The organism is Cetobacterium somerae (assembly GCF_022430525.1).
Lineage (GTDB): Bacteria > Fusobacteriota > Fusobacteriia > Fusobacteriales > Fusobacteriaceae > Cetobacterium_A.
This window is the reverse complement of record NZ_CP092519.1, coordinates 868,814-890,619: the sequence shown is the minus strand read 5'-3', so window position 1 is coordinate 890,619 and position 21,806 is coordinate 868,814. Positions and strand designations below refer to the sequence as shown.

The following is a 21,806-nucleotide window of genomic DNA, read 5'->3' as shown; positions in this document are numbered from 1 at the left end:
AATTTTATTTTACCATTTTTTATTTTCTATTACTTTACAAGATACTTTTTTTCATAATCATCATATATATCTTTTAAAACTTCTATCTCCTCTTGAGAATACCCAGATTCTACTAATCTATTAAGAATATCATGGTTTAATTCATCCATATAACAGATTGTTTTTTCATTTAATATATTTACAACTTTTCTATATTTTGAGTAAATTTTTGTAATTTTTTCGCCTTTTAATAGATTAGTCTTTAGTTCCCAATTCATAATACCATTTAAAAAGTTTTCATACCTTTTTATAATCTCATTTTTTAATTTTTCATCTTCAACTAAATTTTCTATAATATAGTTATTTAAGCACTGAACATAAAGTACTCCATTTAATTTTAAATTTTTTACTGACTCTGAAAATCTAATTTCAGATAAAAATTTTTCTATCTTAATAAGATAATGATTTTCTATACAATTTATAGATAATATCTCGTTTATTTTTTCTAATTCTTTCTTTAGGACAAGATTTTCTTCATGATACTTTTTTAATTCGTCTCCCATTTTCTCCCAATCATAAACTTTTTTTCCAGCTTTTTCCTTAGAGATAAATAAATCATTTTTACATTTTAAAAATCCATCTTTTTTTACAATTTCTAAAGACAATCTTTTTATCTCTTTCTCCAAAATTTTTTGATCTTTTTCAGCTTCAACAACTTTTTTGCTTTTAAATAGTGAACTAATCATAGTATCTCCCCCTCCCATTTAAATTCTTACATAGTAACTACAAGCAATTGTTCGTTTTTCCTGTTTTTTATTAATAAATATTTTGAAATAAAAATAAATAAGCAGGTACTGGGAATGTACCTGCTTATTTTTAAATTAGAAAATTTTTTCATCAATTTGAGAGAAAATTGATGAGCATTAAAAGTTCAGTAATTGAATTATATATTAAATCCCTTATTTTGTCGAACTTTTAACTGGTCAACTTGTGTTCGTTATTTGATTATTTTTTATATTTTTCTTAACTTTTGTATACTTTTTACTAGTCTTTAATTATAGTTCCTTGATAAATCCTTTCACTTCTAACTCCTGGTTTTATCTCTCCATTTATTGAATAGATTGTATCTCCAATTTTTACAAGACCTTCTCCACATGGAGCCATAAATGGTACTTGTCCTATTGATTTCCAAGTATTATTAGTTGCATCATACACTAACATATCCTTATTCCAATTGAAATCCTGAGGATCTTTAGTAAAATAATCATGTCTATATTTTTCTAATTCTTTACCTTTTAATGACCCTAACTTAAGATTTGCATCATCCCAAATTTCCTTATTAAATCCGCCTATTACTAACATCTCATTATTATTTAACTTTACAGAGCTTGCTCCTAAAAGAGATATTCCTTTATTTTTTAATTCTACATCTTTTACTTTTACCCACGTATCTTTAGTAAAACTATACGCATAACCATCTGTAAATGCTACACCTGTTCCACCGCCAAATACATATAAAAGGTCCTCTGAACCATTATTTAAAACTTGTCCAACTGATTGACTTCTTTCTGTTCCCGGGAACATTTTTAAAGCTGTTGTTTTACCAGTTGTTAAATTATATTTATAAAAATTCTTACTATTTTTTCCATCTTGTTTTCCAGTTACAATATATACATCATCTCTATATAATGCTGCTACTCCACTATGATAATCAAATGGTAATGTTCCTATTGTTTTAACTATAACATCTGTTTTATCAGCATTTAAAGTTATAAATAGTATCTCATTTGAAACACCTGTTTGATATGTTCCTCCAATATAATAGATTCCCTTATCTGTAGATATTGCTGTACCATATCCTATCTCTTTTGGAAGATGAGTGTGTTTAACTAACTCTAATCCATTCTTTGTCTTTTTCATTAAATACAAATCTGAATAAACTACTTTTGGTCCTCCTTCAAGAACTGACTTATGTGGGAAATTTGCTCCACCAGCAACAACTACATACTCGCCTATGTTTCCAGCTAAAGGTCCAGCTACCCCTTTTTGTATCTCATAACCTTTTGGAACTGGTAAATCTTTAACATATTTCCAAGCTACATCTGTATTCGAACTAGTTTTTGCTGTAGCTCCAGAACATCCGGTTAATATTAAAGTTGCCAATGATAAACTTAATATAATTTTTTTCATAATACCCCTCCTTATTATTAGTTTCAATTCTTTTATATACTTTATCCTTTTTATTTTGTCAAATTTTTTCTGGATGTTTTTATATTTATCTTGGTTTTTTTATATTTTTGTAATATAATTTTAAATAGTTTTAAAAATTTAATAAGATTTTAGGAGAGTTTAATGAATTATTTTTTACATAAAGATTTTATAATTTCTGAAAAGAATAAAATTAGAATAAATAGATATTTTCAAAGTATAAAAACTGTTGAAACTGTTGTTTTTTTAAAAAATAAAGAGTTTAAAGCCATTGTTGATGTTGATAGTTTTCTTCATTTAACAAATTTTGATTGTTTTAACTGTTTAACTAACTGCTGCGTACAATTTCCATATGAGTTTAATAAGAAATCTCGAAAAGTTATAATAGAAAACTTAAAAGAGTATGATACTTTAACAAAAGCTGTTTCTATATTAAAGGCTGAGGGCTTAATGGAAATAGAAATTATTTCCTCAATAAAAAAGGATAAAATGCTTATTCCAGAAGAGCATGTAAATACAACTTTTGATAGATGTACTTGCTCATGTGTTCACGGTGATAGACATCTTTGTGCTATTCATAAAATATGTATTGACCAAAATTTCTCTTTAGAAGAGATTATTGATACAAAACCACTTTGGTGCTCTATATATCCATTAGAAATTATTCAAGAAGAGGATACATTATATATCTTTGTTCCAACTAAAAAGAATAACTATTTAGCTATGAATGATTCAGATTTTCCATGCATGGATGTTGAAAAATCTACATCTCCATACTTTCGAAGAGAAAATCCTATCGGTTTCAAACTTGAAGAGTACCAACCTTTCGTGTTATCTTATTACTCAATTTTAAAATATATTTTAGGGGATATATTCATCCAAGACCTCACTAAAACTCTTAATTTGAAAAATTCCAAATCAGATGAATTTCAATATATACAAAAAATATAAAAAGACCAGATTAACTCTGGTCCTTATATTTTTTCAAGAAACGGTTTTAACTTTAACTTATCATATTTTGTTATAGGAAAATTAAACTCTACCAATTTCTCCTCTATGTTATACCTAGAAAAATCTATATCTTCAAATGTTATAATAATTTTAGGATTTTTTTCATTTAAAAATTCTTCTAAATCAAAATATGAAACCAATTCATATTTTCCACTTCCTCTTTTAAGCCCTATATCTTCACACAAATCTACAATCATATCTCTATGTAAAAAATTATACACTATTGCAAAATCTTTTGTTTGTTCAATTTTACTTTTATTCTCTATATAGATACTACTTAAAAAGGTCATTGTCAAATTAGCTAAATCAAAACTATCAATCTCTTTAAAATAATTTTTTAATAATTCTGATATTTCTTTATAGGGAATTAAATAAGCTTTTCCAATAGCATTATTAAATATATAAAACTCATTTATATTAAATTCTTGTTTATAATCTCTGACTATAATTATAACCATAATTCTTATTAAAAAATCTTTTGGTATAAAAATATTAGTTTTCATATTTTTCTCAATATATTTAATTAATTTTTTTGCCTCTTTAGCTTTTTCAGGATATAATTTTACTAGGTTTCCTTTATATCTTTTTTTATAAGTATCTATTATTTGATTAATCTCAAAATTACTATATATTAGTGTTTTTTTCAAAAACTCTATAAATGCTTTATCTCCTTTAGCTTCTTTTAAATTAATATCTATACTAAAATCTTTATAATTTTTTCTTAAAATAGCTATATAAGATTTAACTTCTAAATTTAAAAAAGCAAAACTATTGTCTGGAATCTCCATAAAATTAAACATTTCTTTTATTAATTTATGTATTTTATATTCTCTCTTTAAATGTTCAAACTCTAAAAATATGATATCAAATATTTTTGGAAGATATCTTTGCTCAATAAATATTTTTATTAAATATAATTTAAAAAAACTTCTCTTATCACTCTCTTTACCTTCCAACACAATTCCATATCTAGTAAGATTTTTTATCTCTAAGTGAAATTTTTCTAAAATCTCTTTAAGTTCATTTAAATCATTTGTTAATGTTCTTCTTGTTACACCTATCTCTTCACTTATTTGGCTAAGATTTATTGTATCTGTTTTTAAAAATTTTAAAATCACATACATCTGCCTTTCCTCTGGAGTTAAACTCTGTTTTTTTCTAAGCTTTTCTATTATTTTAGGTATACTATTTAATTTATTATGAATATTTTCTATAGATTCCTCTTCAACTAAACACTCTAAATCTTTTATATATCTTTTAATTTTAAATTCTGAAATACTAAGAATTTCTGATAACTCTCCAATCGAATAAATATTTCTTTTTAAACAATACATAATTTTAAAGTGTATTGATGTTACATTCATAAACTTTCCCCTCTTTCTACATACCTAAATTAAACTACTTAATCCTTTCTCTATAGCTTTTTTATCTATTTTCTCTAACACTCTCAAATAATTAAATGAAGATATTTTTTCAACATTTGAATCTTGATATTTTTCATCACTTAATATTAAATCATAATGATTAATGCAATTTGAATAATTGAATCTTAAGTGAAACGATGGTTTTATATCAATTTTTATGTGGGGTATCTGTTTTTCTAAATTTTCTTTTAAATAAAAATCATGTGGTAGTATTATTTCATTAAAAAGAAGTAAAATATTATTTATATCTTTTCTATTCTTTTCTATCAAAATTTTTTTTATTATACCTAATACAACAATTTTATCATAGAAATATATTTTAAGATTTGTTTTTATTAAAATTTCATCTAGGATTTTTAGTAATCTCTTATCATCATTATTAAGTTTAGAAGAATGTACTTTTAAAATATTATTTTCATATTTAAATAAAGACATATATAGCTTTTTCAGTAGAAGTTCTTTAAATCCTTTTTCTATATTTTCTATATTTAATTGTTTTTTTAACTCTTTCATTAATATCTTTGCTCGCTCTATTACTCCTTGCTCAAAAAAGTTTTCTTTATTTTTTAAATTTAATAAAAATGAGAAAATCTGTTGTTTGTAACTCTCTGAATAGTTTCCTAACTCTTTTTCTACCATATTTTTTATATTTATATATTCATCTAAATTATTATAAGTATTTCCAAATGAAAATCCCTCAAAAGTATCCACACAAATTTTTAAAGCTAAGGAAAACGCTATTATAAATTTAGTTGATGCAACTTCTGAAAAAGTAAATATTTTATAAAGTTTTTCTGAAAGTTCATTAATTTGAGAGTCTTTAAAAAGATTATAATAAATTGTCGATGAAGATATTGAAAAATCAGTTTTTACAAACAGTTTTATAAGTTTCTTACAAAATAGATTTTTATCTTGAAGAGACAAATGAATTAAACGAAGTCCTTTTGCATTTTCATACTTATAACTACTATTATTTTCTGCTAAAATATTTTTTACAACTAAAAAATATCTATTTATGGAACTTCTCGATATTTGAAATTCATTTTTTTCAGCCTCTAAATTTATGAAACCTTTAAAAATAAATTTTAAATATAAATAATCAATAATATCTTCTGAGCTCATAAACTCTTTTCCATTTAATATATATAACCACTGTTCATTATTTAGACTTAACTGATACTTTCCGTCTTTTAGCTCTATTTGATTTAAGTTTAAATCTTTTAAGCTTATATTTAATTGTGATATATTTTTAGATAACGTTTTACTATCTACATCTAAATACAACGCTAAATCATTTTGTGAAAAACGCCCATGATACAATAAGTTTAATATTCCTACATTTGTAGTATTCAAATTAATCACCTCCCGAGGGTAAATTTTAACACAATTAATATAAAAAAAATATATGAAAAATTTAAATATTTATAACACAAAAACTTCTACATAGTCTGTTTTTTAAGTTTTTAAGTAATAAAAAAAGATCCAAAACTGGATCTTTTAAACTCTTACTTTATTTAATATATTTTTTGTAATGGGATTAAAAATATTATTTATTTCCTCTTTATTTACATCATATCCCTCAACTGAAAGATTACAAATACTTGATATCATAGGTAGTTCTCCTAATAAATCTAATCCATTCTCTTTTAAGAAGCTATCTGTTGACTCTCCATTGAATAACTTAATCTTAGTTTCACAACCTGGACAAACTACATAACTCATATTCTCAACTACTCCTAGAACTTCTACATTCATCTGATTTGCCATTTTAACAGCTTTTGCAACAATCATAGATATCATATCTTGAGGTACTGAAACCATCACTATTCCATTTAAAGGTATAGATTGCATAACAGTTAAAGCTACATCTCCTGTTCCTGGTGGCATATCTATTATTAAATAATCAAGTTCTCCCCAGATAACATCTTCCCAAAACTGCTTTACAGCTCTACCAACTATTGGTCCTCTCCATAGTACTGGATCATTTTCATTTTCAACTAGAAAATTTAAAGAGATTACTTTTATTCCATCTTTTGTTACCACTGGATATATATCATTACCTTTTCCTCCAGCTCTCTCTCCACTTAGTCCTAATAATCTTGGTATACTTGGCCCTGTTATATCAGCATCCATAATACCTACTTTATATCCCTGATCAGCTAACTGTTTTACTAATAAAGTTGAAACTGTAGATTTTCCTACTCCACCTTTTCCACTCATAACACCTATTACTTTTTTTATTTTATTTGCAGGATTATTAACAATTCCGCAACTTGTAGATTCCTTTGAGCATGACCCTTGAGATGGGCATGAATTACAACTTGACATTTTGTGTCCTCCTTTTAAGTACATAGATTAAGAAAAATTGCATTTTCTTATATATGCACATTTTAGTATAGTTTAATTCATTTGTCAATTTCATTTTATAAATTAAAATAGCTAAATAAATTTGAATCCATCTCATATTTTAACTTTAGTTCATACTCTACTAAAGGTTCGCCTTTTTTTCCTAATGTTTCTTGAGCTTTTAAAACCTTTTCAACCTCTCCTAAATAGAAGAAATTCTCTCCTGATTTTTTCTTTAGAAATACCTCGATTGTATAGTAGTTATTCGCAACCTTTCCCTCTCCTGTTAAAACACCATTTCTACTAATACATCTATTACTCTTAGAAAACCAAGTGAATCGTTGCTCATCATAAAACACATTGTCATATGCTACAAATGGCAGCGAATCATCTAATGTTATAAATATTATCACTTTTTTTTGATCTTCAAATATTGTATAACCACTTACCTGATAACCATTATTAAAATCTAAGTTCAAATTCCAAAAAGCTTGTTGCTTTGTATACTCTTTATATCTTAGTATAGTTTCTTTGCCTTGTTGTTTATAATTTTTTAAAACATAATTTAAATTATAATCAATAAGATCATCTATTAACATCTTAAAATAACTATTTTTTTCATAGCTACTTTTAAAACTCTTTTTTAAACTATATTTTTTTTCTGATTCAACTATAGGTTCAAACTCTTTTATTGTAGATAAGCTTGTAAAAATATCCTTAGATAAATGTTTCATAGCATTTTCAATATTTTTTCTTTGTTCTACTAAAGAGTAATCTCTTTTTAAAATAACTTCTATATCCTCTATAGACACATCTTTATTTGATAGTAACGTTCTTAAAATAATCATCTCATGAACTCTTTTACTTGGAGTAAAGATACTTGATAAAAATGTCAGATAATTTTTTTCAATTTTTGAAAGCTCTCCTAAAAATAGTTTAGGTCTCAACATCTTTAAAATTTCATCATAATCTTTTCTAAATTTTAATATAGCACTAGGTTCTATCATATCTCTTTGGAAAAAATCATTAAGCAAAGGTACTCTTCCAAGTTGTTTTTCTAAAAGATTAAAATCATGTTCTATATTTTTTTTAGTTGAGAAATTTGTTTTATTTATATTTTCAAAAATTCTTTCTTTTACAATAGTTTCAAATGTTATACTACTCTCTCCTGGAATCATATTTGTTCCATTTATTAGAAATCTTTTCATAAAATCTCTATCAAAGCTATTATTTTGTGATATAGCTGTCGGGATTAAAAAGTTTTTCTCATAGTTTCCTATAAAATCTAATATTACCACATACTCTTTATTTTCACTCTTTCTAAGACCTCTACCAAGCTGTTGAATATATATTATTGAAGACTCAGTTGGTCTTAAAAAAATAACTTGATTTACACATGGGATGTCTACACCTTCATTGAATATATCTACAGTTACTATATACTCAAGCTTTCCATTTTCTAAATCCTCTATAGTGCTCTCTCTTTCTAAATCACTACTTTTTCCACTTAAAGCTTTACTCTTTATACCTTTTTCAGTTAACTTTTCTGCTAAAGCTACAGCCTCTTCAACTTTTGATGCAAATATAAGGCCATGAAGTTTCTCTCCACTATAACCATAATATCTACTTTTTTCAATTATATGATTTACTCTTTCATCTATCACTAAATTTTTAACCGACGTTTTTTCATCAATTTCTTTACCATCTATAGATATATCCGAAATTCCAAAATAATGAAATGGACATAAAAGTTCCTCTTTTAATGCATCATGAAGTCTAATCTCATAAGCTATATTATGATCAAACAAAGCATATATATCAAAATCATCACTTCTTTCTGGAGTAGCAGTCATACCTAATAAAAATTTAGGTTTAAAATAGTTTAAGATTTTCTGGTAACTCTTAGCTCCACTATGATGCACTTCATCTACAACTATATAATCAAACGCCTCCTTTGAAAATAACTCTAAATGTTTATCTTTACTCAATGTTTGAACCATCGCGAAAATTATATCTTTATCTATTAATATATCTTCACCATATATACACATATTTTTATCTTTCATTATAAGTTCAAAGCTTTTTTTAGATTTTTCAAGTATTGTTTTTCTATGTGCTAAAAATAGAACTTTTTTAGGATTTGCTACTTTTATATCAAAAGCACTTAAATATGTTTTCCCTGTTCCAGTAGCACTTATTAGTAAGCCTTTATTTTTGCTTTCTCTTAAAACTTTAAAGGCTTTCAGTGCTTGAACTTGCATTGAATTGGGTTTAATCTCTATTTTTTTTATAGCTCTTTCTTTTTGAAGTTTTGTCATCTTTCTATTTAAATCGTATATCTCTTCATATTCTTTAACCATATCTAAAGTCAATTTAGGTAAAGTATTAAAGGTTCTATTAAACTCATCTAATATCTCGTTAGCAATTTTTCCCTTTTCTAAAGAACTTACTTTTAAATTCCATTCAAAATTTACAGTTAAAGCTGTTTGAGTTAAATTACTACTTCCTACAATCAGTGTCCAAATATCATTTTTTCTAAAAAAATAACCTTTAGCATGAAATTTTTCATTACTTAAAAGTTTTACCTCTATATTATTATATGAAAGCAGTTTTTTTAAAGCTTTTGGTTGGGTAAAGTTTAGATAATCACCTGTTAAAATTTTTCCTTTAACACCTTTCTCCTCTAAAACTTTCAATTGTTCTAATATAAGAGAAAGCCCACCTTCAGTTATAAAAGCTACTGAAATTATAAATTCATCACAATTTTCAAGCTCTTTTCTTATATCTGTAACTATCTTTTTTTCTTTATTTGATAAAAGCTTATGTTGATATTCACTTTTTGACTCTATTCCAAGATTAATAGAGCTCGTTTTTAAACTTTCCACTAAGTATTTTTCCATCTTTCACCTTTTATTACATTTAATTTGTATAGTATATTATATCATATTTTTAAAATATAAAACGACTAAACTTTTTAAGTTTAGTCGTTTACTTATTTATATTATAAAAATTCTAAACAATACCCCGCTACTACCACAGAAAGTGTTGTCACAGAAACTAATCCTGAGACTACATATGCTGGTCCTATTTTTTCCATAATAGCTTTATATTCTAAATCTGTTTCAGCTACTGCTAAAGATATCTCTTGAGCTACAAGTAAGGTTGCTGGAAATCCTAAAAGCTGAGCCATAGCAATTCCCATAGATATATTTCTAGATCCAATTATTTTCCAAGTTGGTAAGATATACATAGTTATAAAACTTCCTATAACTAGAGCTCCAAATACAACTATTAAATGCCATCCTAAAGAAAGTAAATCTGTTGTTGTTATTTTTGCTAAAGAGGGAATTATTCCAGCAAAAACAGCTATAGTTATAAATCCAGAAGCTTTTCCATGATCTAAAATTTTTTCTGGAACAACCCCATAGTGAGAAAGTGTAGCACCTATAATTAGACACCATATTGTATTATTTATACTAGTTAAATCTTGTAATAAAAACCCAATGTAAGCTCCTAAAGTTGTTATTCCAAAGCAAACAAAAGGGGTAAAATATGCTTTATTTTTTTCTGAAAATCTTATCTTTTTCCTTACGTCATCTATTTCATCTTTAATCTCATTTTGTAAACTAAAGTTTTCTCTATGTTTTTCCACTATATTTTTCGCTTCTTTTAATCCATAGTAAGAAGCTATTGGTGTACCTACAAATTTTTGTAAAGCATATATCAATGTACCAAATGCAGCTGCCATTGGAAATCCTTTTTCTAAAGCTCCGCTAACCATTATATTTGTGGCAACAATTCCTCCATTTATTATAGGAACTGCTACTAAAGTTGAATTTTTACCAATTATCGGTATTGCTAACATCATAAATCCAATAGCTCCAAACATTGAAATCATTGAAACTAAAACTGTTCTCCATTCTGATTTCAATTGCTTGAAATTTACCATTGTTCCCATTCCAAAAACTAAAATAGGACTAGCCCAACGACCAACTTTTGTTAAACCAGATATTTCAACAATATCAATAGGTATTATTTTTAACATAAATAATATTAAAAAAATAAGTAAAGCTACAAATATTGATGATAACTTAGCTTTTGTAAAAACACTTAGCACATCTCCAATAGCAAATATGCACACTATAATTGCTAACATTAATAACATCTCTTTCATTTATTACCTCTTTTTCTATTTTAGAAGTTTTTAAAATTTATAGCCTTAATTGTCACCATATTTTGAGTGAATTTTACAGTATTCTCTTCTAGTCTTAAATCACTCCCCATTGAAATTCCCTTTAAAGCTAATCCTTTTAATAAATTAAATAATATCTTGTCACTATCTTCAAAATTTGCCATTTTTATCCAATCTTCATAATTTCTTTTAACCTCAAACTTTTCCACTTCAAATCCACCAAAATCAAAATCTTTTAAAAGTTCTTTTAACTCTTTTAATGTAAAAAATTTATTATGAGAAAAATCTCTAATTTTTTCACAAGTATTTTGTAAAATCTGATCTCCCTCATTTGATGAACTATAGATATCAACTACTATAATTTCTCCAAAAGGTTTTAGTATTCTTTTTAGTATTTGCATAACTTTACTTATATCATGAAAATGATGAAAGGAAAGAACGCATACTATTGTGTCGAAAAAGTTATCTGGAAATTCTGTATTATGAATATCCCCCTTTATAACATTTATATTTTTTATCTCTCTTTTTTTTACTTTAACTTTTAAACTGTTAATCATACCATTGCTTATGTCCAAAGCGAATACTTCTTCTGCTTTATCTGCAAGACTTAAAGATAACAAACCTGTTCCACACCCCAAATCTAAAACTCTTTTATTTTTAAATGGATGTCCTATATTTAATATTCTGCTTAAATATGTATTATCTGTTAAAAGAGTATATTCATTATAACCGCTTGCTTGTTTATCAAAAGATCTTTTCACTTTTTCTAAATAAAGATCTGTATCTTGTAAAAAATCATAACCTAATGCTATATATATCTTTTTTTCTGAAGAAACTGATATTGTTTCGCCATTTTCAAAACGACTGATGGTTCTTATATTTAATCCAGTTATTTTAGCTAAATCTCTTTGTGTCATTTTTCTTTTTTTTCTAAGTTCAACAATACTTTCAAAATCTTTTTCAATCATATTATCCCTCTCTTTACCAGAGATCAATTAAATTAATAAAACTTCAATATCACTCTCATTAAAAGCATTACTATGACTGCATCAATAAGAGGAATCATTAGTAATAACTTATGGTATTTTTTTGCTACATCTGAAACTAGAACTATTCTAGCAAAATGCCCTACTAAAGTTCCCATTATTATAACCGTTGGAAATAATATAGTCGCTTGTTCTTGATTTATAAGCCCTTGTTCGTAAAGAAGTAGTGCACTTGCTGCACCTGCTGCCTTAGCAAAAAAGGCTGCTATTAGAGCTACTGTTGCTTCTCCTGGTAATCCAAAGATTGCCATTATAGGAGATAGATATTTTCCTATTATTGGCATCATTCCTGTTACTGTTAAAATTGCTATTAAAGCATATGCCATAACCATTGCTGGAGCTATTAATTCTAATCCTATATAAAGACCTTTTTTCGCTCCTTTCATAAATGTTTCTACTACACTAACTTGTTTTGTATTTGATGTACTCACTAAATTTCCTCCTAAGCATATACTTTATCTTTTTTCGCTTCTTTTTGATTTAATCTCTTACAGTAAAGTCTTACTATATTTGCTCCTATAATTTTTACTATAATTTGAATAAGAATAATTAATCCAACTGGAACAATTGAAACTGCTATAAGTGGTGCCCCTCCAGTTAAAGTATTATTTATTACTCCTGATCCTGCATATTGATAGGCAACAAAAATTGCTCTCTGATCATCTGTTATTTCATTATTTTCAAAATGTTCTTTTGTCATTACAGCTCCTACATCTGAAGATGTAAATGTACTTACAAATGTTAATCCAACTACACCTGGTAATCCCATTAAAGGTTTTAAAAGGGGAGTAAAAATCTTTGAAGCCACTCTTAAACCACCTAATTCTTGTGCCACTTCAATAAGTCCCAAAGCTAACATCGTTGTTGGTATTAATGTTAACGCAAATAAAAAACCTTCTTTAGCTCCTGTTCCCCCAGCTCCTCTAAAATCTAGTTTTCCAGATACCTTTCCAAAACTTCCTGCTAATGTATTAAAATCTAGTGCTCTTAACGGTCCTTCAGCTTTTTGAAATACTCCTGAAAATATTATTATCAACATAACTAATGATAACCACGCTATTATATTTTTTTTAGTATTATTATTGTTCATTTTTTATTTCCTTTCTTTAATTTAATTTTTTATTTAAAATCCTTTGGCATATTTAAAACTGTCGCAACTAGTAACTTTGCTCTCTCTTCTAAAGAACTTACAAGGGCTCTTTCTTCTAAAGTATGGTTCGCATAACCTCTAACTCCTATCGCACAAACTGTTGGTACTCCTGCCATAACGCTGTATGCTGCATCAGATGCTCCACCCAATACACACTCTTTTGGTTCTACAAAACCTAATTCTAAAGATGCTTGTTTTACTAATTCAAATAGTCTCATATTTCCATCATTCTTCTCCATTGGATGCATCAAAGAAACAGTTTCTAAAGTTGCTGTAGTTCCTTTCACATATGATGTACTTGTAATCTCTTCTAAAACTTTTTGGGCTATCTCTACATCACTATTTGTTCTAAATCTTACATCTATTTGAAGTTCACAATCAGCTGGAATGCTATTTGCAACTGTTCCACCTTTTATAACTCCAACATTATAAGTTATTCCTTCATAATTTGTTAACTTTTCTAAATTAATAGTTTTATGAGCTGCTTCTTTTATAGCACTTATCCCATTTTGTGGCTCATTTCCTGCATGGGCACCTTTCCCTATTATTTTTATTTTATAAACTGCTCCGCCTTTACGCCCTACAGCTATTCTTCCATCAACAAATCCAGTTTCACAATCAAAAGCAGCAGCAAATCCTTTTACTTCATTTAAAAATACATCTGCACCTTTTCCTAACGATGTAGAATGTTGTATCTCCTCATCCCCTGAATAAATAAGTTTTATCTCTCTATCTATCCCAATATGTTTTAATGCTTGAGCAGCTAGAAATCCAACTATAACACCACCTTTACAATCTAAAACTCCTGGTCCATAAATAATTCCATCTTCTATCCTAATTGGATTTTCTCCAAATCTTCCTTTTTTATGAACAGTATCAACATGTCCCATAAAAGCTACACCAGGAAGAATATTTTCTCCTTTATAAGAAGCTACTAAACTATTTCCACTTTTTTCAAAATCATATATTTTTGTTTCCATTCCTGCTTTTGAAAATTCCTTTTGCAAATATAATTGCACTCTGTCAATTTCTTCAAAATCATAAGAATATGATTCCATTTTACAGATATCCTCCCATAATTTTCTCATTTCCTTACTTTTATTGTCTATAAAACTAAAAGCTTTTTCTAAATCATTTCCCATTTTTACCCTCCACTTTCTATTAATTTTTACAATCTTATTATATTTTCAAAACAATAATTGTCTACTTTTTTTTTTAAAGTCTCATTTTATAAGCCATTGTCTTATATATTTCTATTCACTGTCTATAAAATGTCTATATAAAATAAGATAATTATTATACTAACATTATCTTTCTTTTCCTTTTTTATTTTATTTTTTATCATTATTTTTCCAAAACGATATTATACATAAATAGTATATTTTTAGTTCGCCTTATAAACACTAGTTTTCCGTTTTTCAAATTTTATGTTTATATATCAAAAAATAAATTTAAAAAGAAAAATTTGGAATATTTATTTTATTTTACTTTTTTGATATCATTACAGAGTAAGAAACATATCAAAAGAAAGTCGGGGGACGAAAACCATGATAGAAATTAGAGACATTAAACTAGCACAACAAGGAGACGAGGAAGCTACTGAAAAGATTTTCCACGAATACCAAAGTTCAATCTTAAGAAACAATCGTAAATTTTTCTTAAAAGGTGCAGAATCAGATGATTTACTACAAGAAGGTTATATCGGCCTTATGAAAGCGATTAAATCTTATGACGAAACAAAAAATGCATGTTTTAACACTTTTGCAAACCTATGTATTAGAAGACAGATTATAACAGCTGTAAAAACACATAGTTCTGCTAAATATCAAAATTTAAACTCTGCTGTTATGGGAGAAGAGTATGTCGGATTTGAAGAAGTTACCAAATATAACGCTCCATCTATAAACTTCTATAATCCTGAAGAGATTGTTTTAGGAAAAGAATTAGTTAAACTTTTAGAAACTTTCTTAGTTGAAAATTTAAGTGATTTAGAAAAAAAAGTGTTCTATTATTTATGTAAGGAGTATACATATATTGAAATTGCTGAAACATTAGATGAAACTCCAAAGAAAATAGATAACACTATTCAAAGAATTAAAAAGAAAATACTAAACTATTTAGGAACTTATGTTGGAAAATAGTTATTAAAACAAAACGCAACCCACAATAAAAGTGAGTTGCGTTTTTTATTTTATTCTTTTTACAATTATTGAAATAAAGGATAATAGGAACATCCATAGAATATTATATCCCCAAACATATAAAATATCTCTTATAGTTATTGATTCAACTAGCCAACCAAAATATGTCATAAATACAACAAAAATTTGAGTTAAAACTATTGCTAAAAATAATTTCCATTGAGGGAATGGTCTTGTAAAAAACCATCCTGAACGTCTTGTTATAAATAGTAACAGATGTCCTCCAACAACTAATTGTAAAAATACCAATGTTTGTAATTGACTAAAACTTATTATATGACTCCAACTTTTATCAGCCCATACAACAAGAGCAATACTTTGAACAACAGATATAATTCCTAAAACAAAACTAACTGTGAAAACTCTCTTTTTATTCCAAATAGATGGACCTGAACTTATCTCTGCATTATCGTAAGCTATTGTCATTATTGGGATATCATCTAATAAAGCTAAAGATACAAGCATTATTGCTGTTAATGGAAAAAAAGAATTTCCATCTATTGGAGTAACTCTATGAATTAAATACTTTCCAATTAATGTTACAATAACAGAAAATATCATAATATTAATTGTCATTGCTATACGATAGTATATGTAGCTCATCATTCTTGAAAATATTTTCTTAGCTTCATTTACTGCATTCTCTATTACACTTAATCCTGGATTAGTTAAAATTAATGCTGCTGCAGCTCTAGCTGCATCTGTCGCTCCTGAAACAGCAATTCCACAATCAGCTTGTTTAAGTGCTGGTGAATCATTAACACCATCACCTGTCATTGCACAAATATGGCCTTTAGATTGCAAAACTTTTACAATTTCATATTTATGTTGTGGAAATACCTCTGCAAATCCACTTGCTTCTTCTACTTGCTTTTGCATCTTTGATGTTATTATCATATTTTTATCATCTGTTCCAAAAACATCTGTTGCCAACAGAATATTGTCTCCTATTTCTAACTGATTAGCAACTTCCTTTGCAATATTTTGACTATCTCCTGTTATCATTTTTACATCTATTCCTTCAGCTTTTAGAGCTTGAACTGTTGATTTACTATCAATTCTTAAAGGATCTGCTAAAGAGAATGTTCCCATATAATTCCATGTTTCTCCATCACCGCTTGCAAGTCCTAAAGATTTAAATCCATGAGATGCTAATTCATCTATTTTATCTCGGACATTTTTTAAATTATCTCCAGTTAATTTACACATCTCAACTATAACTTGTGGAGCTCCTTTTACTATATGAAATGTTTTTCCATCCTTTTCTACTACTGCTTCTACTCTCTTTATAACGGGATTAAATGGTATAAATTTATTTATCTTATAACTAGATAAGGAGTCCTTAGATTTTAAAAAGTTTTTAATGGCTAAATCTATAACATCCTCTCCTTTAGGATCAGAGGCTAAAACTCCGTATATTGTCATAAGTTCACTTGTTATTCCCTCAACTGGAAAAACTCCAGCTACACTTAATTTATTTTGAGTCAATGTTCCTGTTTTATCACTACAAAGAACATTTACACTTGCTAAGGCTTCTATAGAATTTAACTTAGAAACTATAGCTTTCATCTTTGATAGTTGTAAAGCTCCTAGAGCTATTGTTACAGATATAACCGCTGGCATTGCTACTGGGATAGTTGCAACCATTAAAACTAATACTGTTTTTACTATTCTTAAAATAGTTACCTGATCTAAAGGTCTTATTAAAATCAATTGGAATGTCACTAAAATTATTGAAAGAATTATAGCTCCAATTATTAAAAAATTACCTACAGATGTTATTTCTCCTGTTAGTTGACTCTTAGCTCCTGCCTCAGATACTAATTTTGCTGTTTTACCAAAATACGTATTTACTCCCGTTGCTGTTACAACAACTATTACACTTCCCTCTTTAGCTATAGATCCTGAATACACTACATCTTGAATGTCTTTTGTAACTGGTAAGCTCTCACCTGTTAGTGCTGATTGATCAACTGTTAAATAATCTCCACTTAATATTTGAGCATCGGCTGGTACAACGTTTCCTAAAGCTACTGCAACAATATCACCCACAACTAAGTCTGAAGCTGGAATATCCTGCCATTTAGAGTCTCTCAATACATTAGCTTTTAGTGCCAAGTCATTTTTCAATGCTGCTAATGCATCTTGTGCACTTTTATCTTGTCTCCATCCAATAAAGGCATTTAATAATAGTAATAATAATATAATTATAAAATCCTTTATATCCATTGTTACTAATGAAAGCACAATTGCAGCTTCTATCATCCAAGGAATCGGACCCCAAAAATATGGCATTAATTTTTGTAAAAGAGTTACTTTTTTTTCTTCTAATGCATTTTTTCCATCTCTTAATAATCTTTTTTGTGCTTCTAAAGTATTTAGTCCTTTTTTCTCATCTGTTTCTAATTTTTTTAATAAATCTTCATTTGAGATTTTATCCATAAATTTATCCTCCTTTTCTAAAATTTATTATCTAAATAATAATTTTGATATGAGAACTCTTTTTCATCTTTATTAGGTTTTATTACAGAGTATGTTCCATCTTCGTTTTCTTTCCATCTTTTCATATTATCCTTTAGTATATTTTCAAAATATAAATCTAGTTGTTGTCTATTTTTACTATTTTTTACAGGAAACATAAGCTCCACTCTTCGCTCTAAATTTCTAGTCATCCAATCTGCACTTGATAAAAAGTATTCTTTCTCTCCATTATTTTCAAAAATATAAACTCTATTGTGCTCTAAAAATCTTCCAACTATACTGTAAACCTCTATATTTTCACTCATATTTTTAACTCCAGGTAATAAACAGCATGCTCCTCTAACAATTAAAACTATTTTTACTCCTGCATTTGAAGCATCATAAAGTTTATCTATCATACTTTCATCTGTTAATCCATTCATTTTAGCAATAATTCTTGCTTTTTTTCCTTTTAAAGCGTTACTTCTCTCTCTATCTACAAGTTTTTTAAATCGGTCTTCTAACTCTTGTGGTCCCACTCCAATCTCTTTCCAATTTTTTCTTTCTTGGGGACTTATCAAATTAGAAAATAGATTGGAAATATCTTCACCAATTCCTTCATCAGCTGTAAATAAAGAGATATCAACATAAGGTGCTTTATAGTAGTTTCCAGTTCCTAACTGAACATATCTTCTTATTTTTTCATTTTCTTTTCTTAAAATTAAAAGAGTTTTTCCATGAACTTTTAAATCTTTTATTCCATAAATGACATGACACCCTACTCTTTCTAATTTTTTAGCCCACTCTATATTATCCCCCTCATCAAATCTAGCTTTAGCTTCGACTAATACCGTAACTTGTTTTCCTTTTTTACAAGCTTTTTCTAATGCATCAATTATTGGTGAATCATGATGTTTTACTCTATATAAAGTTTGTTTTATACCAAGTACATCTGGATCATCTGCAGCTGTATCAATTAGCTCTGTAACTGCTTCAAAAGATTCATAAGGATGTAGTAACAATCTATCTTTTTTCTTTAAAGTTTCAAATATATTTTCTCCCTTCATCTTTTTTAAAAACTTTTCATTTAGTGGCTCATACTTATATTTTTCATATCCCTTTAATCCTTCTATTGTCCATAAAAAATCTAAGTTTATAGGTCCTGATATTTCATATATCTCTGTCGTTGAAAGACTAAAGTTTTTTGTTATAAAATCCTTCATTTCTTTAGATAATTTTTTATCATATTCAACCCTAATAACTTCGCCCCACTCCCTCTCCTCTAATTGATCTTCAACTTCTTTTATAATATCTGCATTTACTTTTGAATCCTCTAAAATCTCAATTCCTTCATCTCTTGTTAATCTAAAAATTCCAATCTCTTTTATTTCAAAATCCTCTAGTTGAACACTCAAATTCCCTTTTATTAATTCCTCTATTAAAATAAAATGATTTTTATCCTCTTCAAGCTTTATGATTCTTTCAAACTCTCCTCTTAACTCAATCATAATAACTTTTTTTTCTTTTGTTTTTTTCTTTTCAATCATTCCTAATAAAACTAAATTTCCAGAAGCTATTCTTGGTATTGGATGAAATGAATCAATCTCAATTATTTCTAATATCGGCTGAATCAATCTATTAAAATAATTATCTGCTAACTCTTTCTCTTTTCTACTTAAATTTAAATACTCTTTTATTTCAATATCTGTCTCTTTTTTCAAATCTTTTAAATATAGATTATACTCGTTGTAGATATTATCCACCATTTTTTTTATAGAATTATAAATTTTTTCTCTCTCTTTTTTTTCTCTTTTTTTAGGTATTCTAACCATGAAAAATTCATCTAAATTTGTTGATGCTATTGCTAAAAACATAGCTCTTTCTAGAAGTGGGTTTCTTTCATATTTTGATTCATATACTACTCTACTATTAAACTCTAACCAACTTAAGTCCCTATTATAAAACTCTTTTTTCTTTTCTTTCATAAGTAAGACCTCCTAACTCTTTATTTAAACAGATATAGAAAATATGTCTTACCTTTCCTTGTTTTTAATAAAAAAGTGCGAGATTTACTCTCGCACTTTTTACTTTAATATTTTATCTTTTTCTAATTCATTTTTCATTTTTTCTGCTAGTTTTAAATAGTTATCCCAAGCAGTATTTCTTCTAGTAAATCCACTTTGCTTATAATTTCCTGATTTTTCTGTAGCTGGTAAATCTGTTAAATCTAAAAGATTTTGTGTTTTTACCACTTTATCATTTAAAGCATCCATCTGAACGTTAAATCCAATACGTGAAGGTTCATCATACATAATACTCCAGTATTTCGATTGTCTATAAAACTCTTTTAACTTTTTATCTTTTATCTCATCTTTACTATCTGCAAAAATTTCATCATATCTACACTCTACTATTTTACCTTTTTCAATAATAACTTTTAAAACTCCAGTTAAACCATTTCCAAAGTTTTCAGAAACGCTATAATATTTAGAGTTAGATTTTTTATCCATTTGAGTGTTTAATTTTTCTGCTAGTGGAACCATAGATTGCTGAATACTATTTGATGCCCCTGCTACCATATCAAAAGTTCCAGTTAATCTTTGCTCTTTTATCATTTGATTTTCAGCAACTAAAACTCCCTCTATCCAAGCTACTCCACTTTTTTCTGCCATTGAAAAATTGTATGGTGATAATCTTTTTGATACATTTTGATAAAAACGATTATAATAGTTAGGTCTTGTTAATTCATTAAACTCTATATGGACTAACTTACCATTATTTTTTACCACTTCTAAAGTGCCTAAATGTCCTTGACGAAATCTCTCTTCAATTTTGTAATAATCCCCTTTTACAACTCCCTCTTTAGGTTGAACTGTCCAATTAGGTACTTTTGTTTCACCCATAGAAAGTGACGATACAAATGTTAACATACTTAATAAAAATATTTTTTTCACTTTACCCTCCAAAACTTTTTCTACAAATAGTATACTTGTATTTTAAAGTAAGTCAAGATTTTAATTGACAAATGTAAAATTTTCGGATATTATTACTGTGTAAATTGAATAAAGTTGTACTTTAGTGCAACATGGCGCCCACAAGAGACTCATTAGGTTGTTTTATAACAGCTCATCTTGCTAGGGTGAAGTGTATCGTTAGCAAAGGTAATCCTAGGATTACCTTTTTTTATTTATTATTTTTTATCAGGAGGAATTTTATTATGGATCACAAACTTTACTTACGAAGATGTATTGAAATTGCAGATGAAGCAGTTGCTAGTGGAAATAATCCATTTGGAGCACTTCTAGTAGATTCTAAAGGAGATATTATCGTAGAATCTGGTAATATCGAAATTACTGAAAAAGATTGTACAGGTCATGCTGAAACAACAGTTATGAGAAAAGCTACTAAACTTTATTCTAAGGAGTTTTTACGGGATTGTACTCTTTACACAACTGCTGAACCTTGTTGTATGTGTACTGGAGCTATCTATTGGGGAAATGTTGGAAGAGTCGTATTTGGAATAACAGAAAAACAACTTCTTGAGCTTACTGGTAGCCATGAGAAAAATCCTACCTTTGACGTTCCATGTAGAGAAGTTTTAGCTAAAGGACAAAAAAATATCGAAGTTATCGGTCCAATTAATGATGTTGATTTACAAGAGGAGATAGTTAAGATACATAGAACTTTCTGGAAATAGATTGTTTAGTATAAAGTTGATAATAGGGATCAAATGTTTCTACAGGCAGCCGTAAATTGCCTACTACTAAAAAAATCGGAGGAATTCAAAAC

General features: G+C 27.4%; 17 protein-coding genes and 1 riboswitch. Of the genes, 3 read left to right on the top strand and 14 right to left on the bottom strand.

Translation table 11 applies throughout. The features are described from left to right. Positions 1–29: 29 nt before the first annotated feature. Together MKD34_RS03980 and MKD34_RS03975 are read right to left on the bottom strand one after the other, a co-directional pair. Entirely contained in the window at positions 30–725 is a 696-nt protein-coding gene (locus tag MKD34_RS03980; RefSeq protein WP_240219887.1) for a hypothetical protein, read from the bottom strand. A 298-nt stretch (positions 726–1,023) separates the two neighbouring features. Continuing rightward, on the bottom strand, positions 1,024–2,169 hold the full coding sequence (locus tag MKD34_RS03975) for a cyclically-permuted mutarotase family protein (protein ID WP_240219885.1): 1,146 nt from the start codon (positions 2,167–2,169) through the stop codon (positions 1,024–1,026). A gap of 162 nt (positions 2,170–2,331) precedes the next feature. On the opposite strand from MKD34_RS03975, the gene MKD34_RS03970 reads away from it, so the two are divergent. Further along, positions 2,332–3,138, top strand: a complete 807-nt coding sequence (locus MKD34_RS03970; RefSeq protein ID WP_240219883.1) for a hypothetical protein — start codon at positions 2,332–2,334, stop codon at positions 3,136–3,138. Positions 3,139–3,161: 23 nt separating this feature from the next. Here the strand turns inward: MKD34_RS03970 and MKD34_RS03965 are convergent, their stop codons facing one another. The 9 genes from MKD34_RS03965 to MKD34_RS03925 form a co-directional block, all read right to left on the bottom strand. Further along, positions 3,162–4,562 carry an HTH domain-containing protein gene (locus tag MKD34_RS03965; RefSeq protein ID WP_240219881.1) on the bottom strand — a complete coding sequence of 467 codons (1,401 nt, stop codon included), beginning with the start codon at positions 4,560–4,562 and terminating at the stop codon, positions 3,162–3,164. 24 nt (positions 4,563–4,586) lie between these two features. Further along, a complete protein-coding gene (locus MKD34_RS03960) occupies positions 4,587–5,975 on the bottom strand; it encodes a BglG family transcription antiterminator (protein ID WP_240219880.1) in 1,389 nt (462 codons plus the stop codon). A 144-nt stretch (positions 5,976–6,119) separates the two neighbouring features. After that, a complete protein-coding gene (locus MKD34_RS03955) occupies positions 6,120–6,950 on the bottom strand; it encodes an Mrp/NBP35 family ATP-binding protein (protein ID WP_240219878.1) in 831 nt (276 codons plus the stop codon). Between the two features lie 95 nt (positions 6,951–7,045). Next, positions 7,046–9,868 (bottom strand): DEAD/DEAH box helicase, encoded by a 2,823-nt coding sequence (locus MKD34_RS03950; protein ID WP_240219876.1) that lies wholly within the window; start codon positions 9,866–9,868, stop codon positions 7,046–7,048. Positions 9,869–9,969: 101 nt separating this feature from the next. Continuing rightward, positions 9,970–11,142 carry a hypothetical protein gene (locus tag MKD34_RS03945; RefSeq protein ID WP_240219869.1) on the bottom strand — a complete coding sequence of 391 codons (1,173 nt, stop codon included), beginning with the start codon at positions 11,140–11,142 and terminating at the stop codon, positions 9,970–9,972. Between the two features lie 20 nt (positions 11,143–11,162). Then, positions 11,163–12,128 carry a methyltransferase domain-containing protein gene (locus MKD34_RS03940; protein ID WP_240219867.1) on the bottom strand — a complete coding sequence of 322 codons (966 nt, stop codon included), beginning with the start codon at positions 12,126–12,128 and terminating at the stop codon, positions 11,163–11,165. Positions 12,129–12,160: 32 nt separating this feature from the next. Next, positions 12,161–12,637, bottom strand: a complete 477-nt coding sequence (locus tag MKD34_RS03935; RefSeq protein WP_240219865.1) for a nucleoside recognition domain-containing protein — start codon at positions 12,635–12,637, stop codon at positions 12,161–12,163. An 11-nt stretch (positions 12,638–12,648) separates the two neighbouring features. Continuing rightward, the gene (locus tag MKD34_RS03930) at positions 12,649–13,296 is read right to left on the bottom strand and encodes a nucleoside recognition domain-containing protein (RefSeq protein WP_240219862.1); all 648 of its coding nucleotides are present in this window, start codon (positions 13,294–13,296) and stop codon (positions 12,649–12,651) included. A 29-nt stretch (positions 13,297–13,325) separates the two neighbouring features. Then, a complete protein-coding gene (locus MKD34_RS03925; RefSeq protein WP_240219858.1) occupies positions 13,326–14,498 on the bottom strand; it encodes a M20/M25/M40 family metallo-hydrolase in 1,173 nt (390 codons plus the stop codon). A gap of 405 nt (positions 14,499–14,903) precedes the next feature. On the opposite strand from MKD34_RS03925, the gene MKD34_RS03920 reads away from it, so the two are divergent. Next, on the top strand, positions 14,904–15,497 hold the full coding sequence (locus MKD34_RS03920; RefSeq protein ID WP_240219852.1) for a sigma-70 family RNA polymerase sigma factor: 594 nt from the start codon (positions 14,904–14,906) through the stop codon (positions 15,495–15,497). 45 nt (positions 15,498–15,542) lie between these two features. Here MKD34_RS03920 and MKD34_RS03915 read toward each other — a convergent pair whose 3' ends face one another. The 3 genes from MKD34_RS03915 to MKD34_RS03905 all read right to left on the bottom strand — a co-directional run bounded on the left by MKD34_RS03915 (position 15,543) and on the right by MKD34_RS03905 (position 20,971). Then, positions 15,543–17,999: a plasma-membrane proton-efflux P-type ATPase gene (locus MKD34_RS03915; protein ID WP_240219850.1), complete on the bottom strand. Its 2,457-nt coding sequence runs from the start codon at positions 17,997–17,999 to the stop codon at positions 15,543–15,545. Positions 18,000–18,016: 17 nt separating this feature from the next. Then, a complete protein-coding gene (gene ppk1 / locus MKD34_RS03910) occupies positions 18,017–20,002 on the bottom strand; it encodes a polyphosphate kinase 1 (RefSeq protein WP_240219848.1) in 1,986 nt (661 codons plus the stop codon). Between the two features lie 99 nt (positions 20,003–20,101). Then, positions 20,102–20,971: an FMN-binding protein gene (locus MKD34_RS03905; RefSeq protein WP_240219845.1), complete on the bottom strand. Its 870-nt coding sequence runs from the start codon at positions 20,969–20,971 to the stop codon at positions 20,102–20,104. Between the two features lie 263 nt (positions 20,972–21,234). On the opposite strand from MKD34_RS03905, the gene MKD34_RS03900 reads away from it, so the two are divergent. Next, entirely contained in the window at positions 21,235–21,714 is a 480-nt protein-coding gene (locus MKD34_RS03900) for a nucleoside deaminase (RefSeq protein WP_240219843.1), read from the top strand. Then, positions 21,701–21,800: riboswitch (purine riboswitch) on the top strand. (Overlaps the previous gene by 14 nt.) The last annotated feature ends 6 nt before the right edge of the window (positions 21,801–21,806 follow it).

What these genes read in the sequence shown, in the direction of transcription:
- MKD34_RS03980 (WP_240219887.1), bottom strand. Translation starts at nt 725, where the DNA reads ATGATTAGTTCACTATTTAAAAGCAAAAAAGTTGTTGAAGCTGAAAAA.
- MKD34_RS03975 (WP_240219885.1), bottom strand. Translation starts at nt 2,169, where the DNA reads ATGAAAAAAATTATATTAAGTTTATCATTGGCAACTTTAATATTAACC.
- MKD34_RS03970 (WP_240219883.1), top strand. Translation starts at nt 2,332, where the DNA reads ATGAATTATTTTTTACATAAAGATTTTATAATTTCTGAAAAGAATAAA.
- MKD34_RS03965 (WP_240219881.1), bottom strand. Translation starts at nt 4,562, where the DNA reads ATGAATGTAACATCAATACACTTTAAAATTATGTATTGTTTAAAAAGA.
- MKD34_RS03955 (WP_240219878.1), bottom strand. Translation starts at nt 6,950, where the DNA reads ATGTCAAGTTGTAATTCATGCCCATCTCAAGGGTCATGCTCAAAGGAA.
- MKD34_RS03950 (WP_240219876.1), bottom strand. Translation starts at nt 9,868, where the DNA reads ATGGAAAAATACTTAGTGGAAAGTTTAAAAACGAGCTCTATTAATCTT.
- MKD34_RS03945 (WP_240219869.1), bottom strand. Translation starts at nt 11,142, where the DNA reads ATGAAAGAGATGTTATTAATGTTAGCAATTATAGTGTGCATATTTGCT.
- MKD34_RS03940 (WP_240219867.1), bottom strand. Translation starts at nt 12,128, where the DNA reads ATGATTGAAAAAGATTTTGAAAGTATTGTTGAACTTAGAAAAAAAAGA.
- MKD34_RS03930 (WP_240219862.1), bottom strand. Translation starts at nt 13,296, where the DNA reads ATGAACAATAATAATACTAAAAAAAATATAATAGCGTGGTTATCATTA.
- MKD34_RS03925 (WP_240219858.1), bottom strand. Translation starts at nt 14,498, where the DNA reads ATGGGAAATGATTTAGAAAAAGCTTTTAGTTTTATAGACAATAAAAGT.
- MKD34_RS03920 (WP_240219852.1), top strand. Translation starts at nt 14,904, where the DNA reads ATGATAGAAATTAGAGACATTAAACTAGCACAACAAGGAGACGAGGAA.
- MKD34_RS03915 (WP_240219850.1), bottom strand. Translation starts at nt 17,999, where the DNA reads ATGGATAAAATCTCAAATGAAGATTTATTAAAAAAATTAGAAACAGAT.
- ppk1 (WP_240219848.1), bottom strand. Translation starts at nt 20,002, where the DNA reads ATGAAAGAAAAGAAAAAAGAGTTTTATAATAGGGACTTAAGTTGGTTA.
- MKD34_RS03900 (WP_240219843.1), top strand. Translation starts at nt 21,235, where the DNA reads ATGGATCACAAACTTTACTTACGAAGATGTATTGAAATTGCAGATGAA.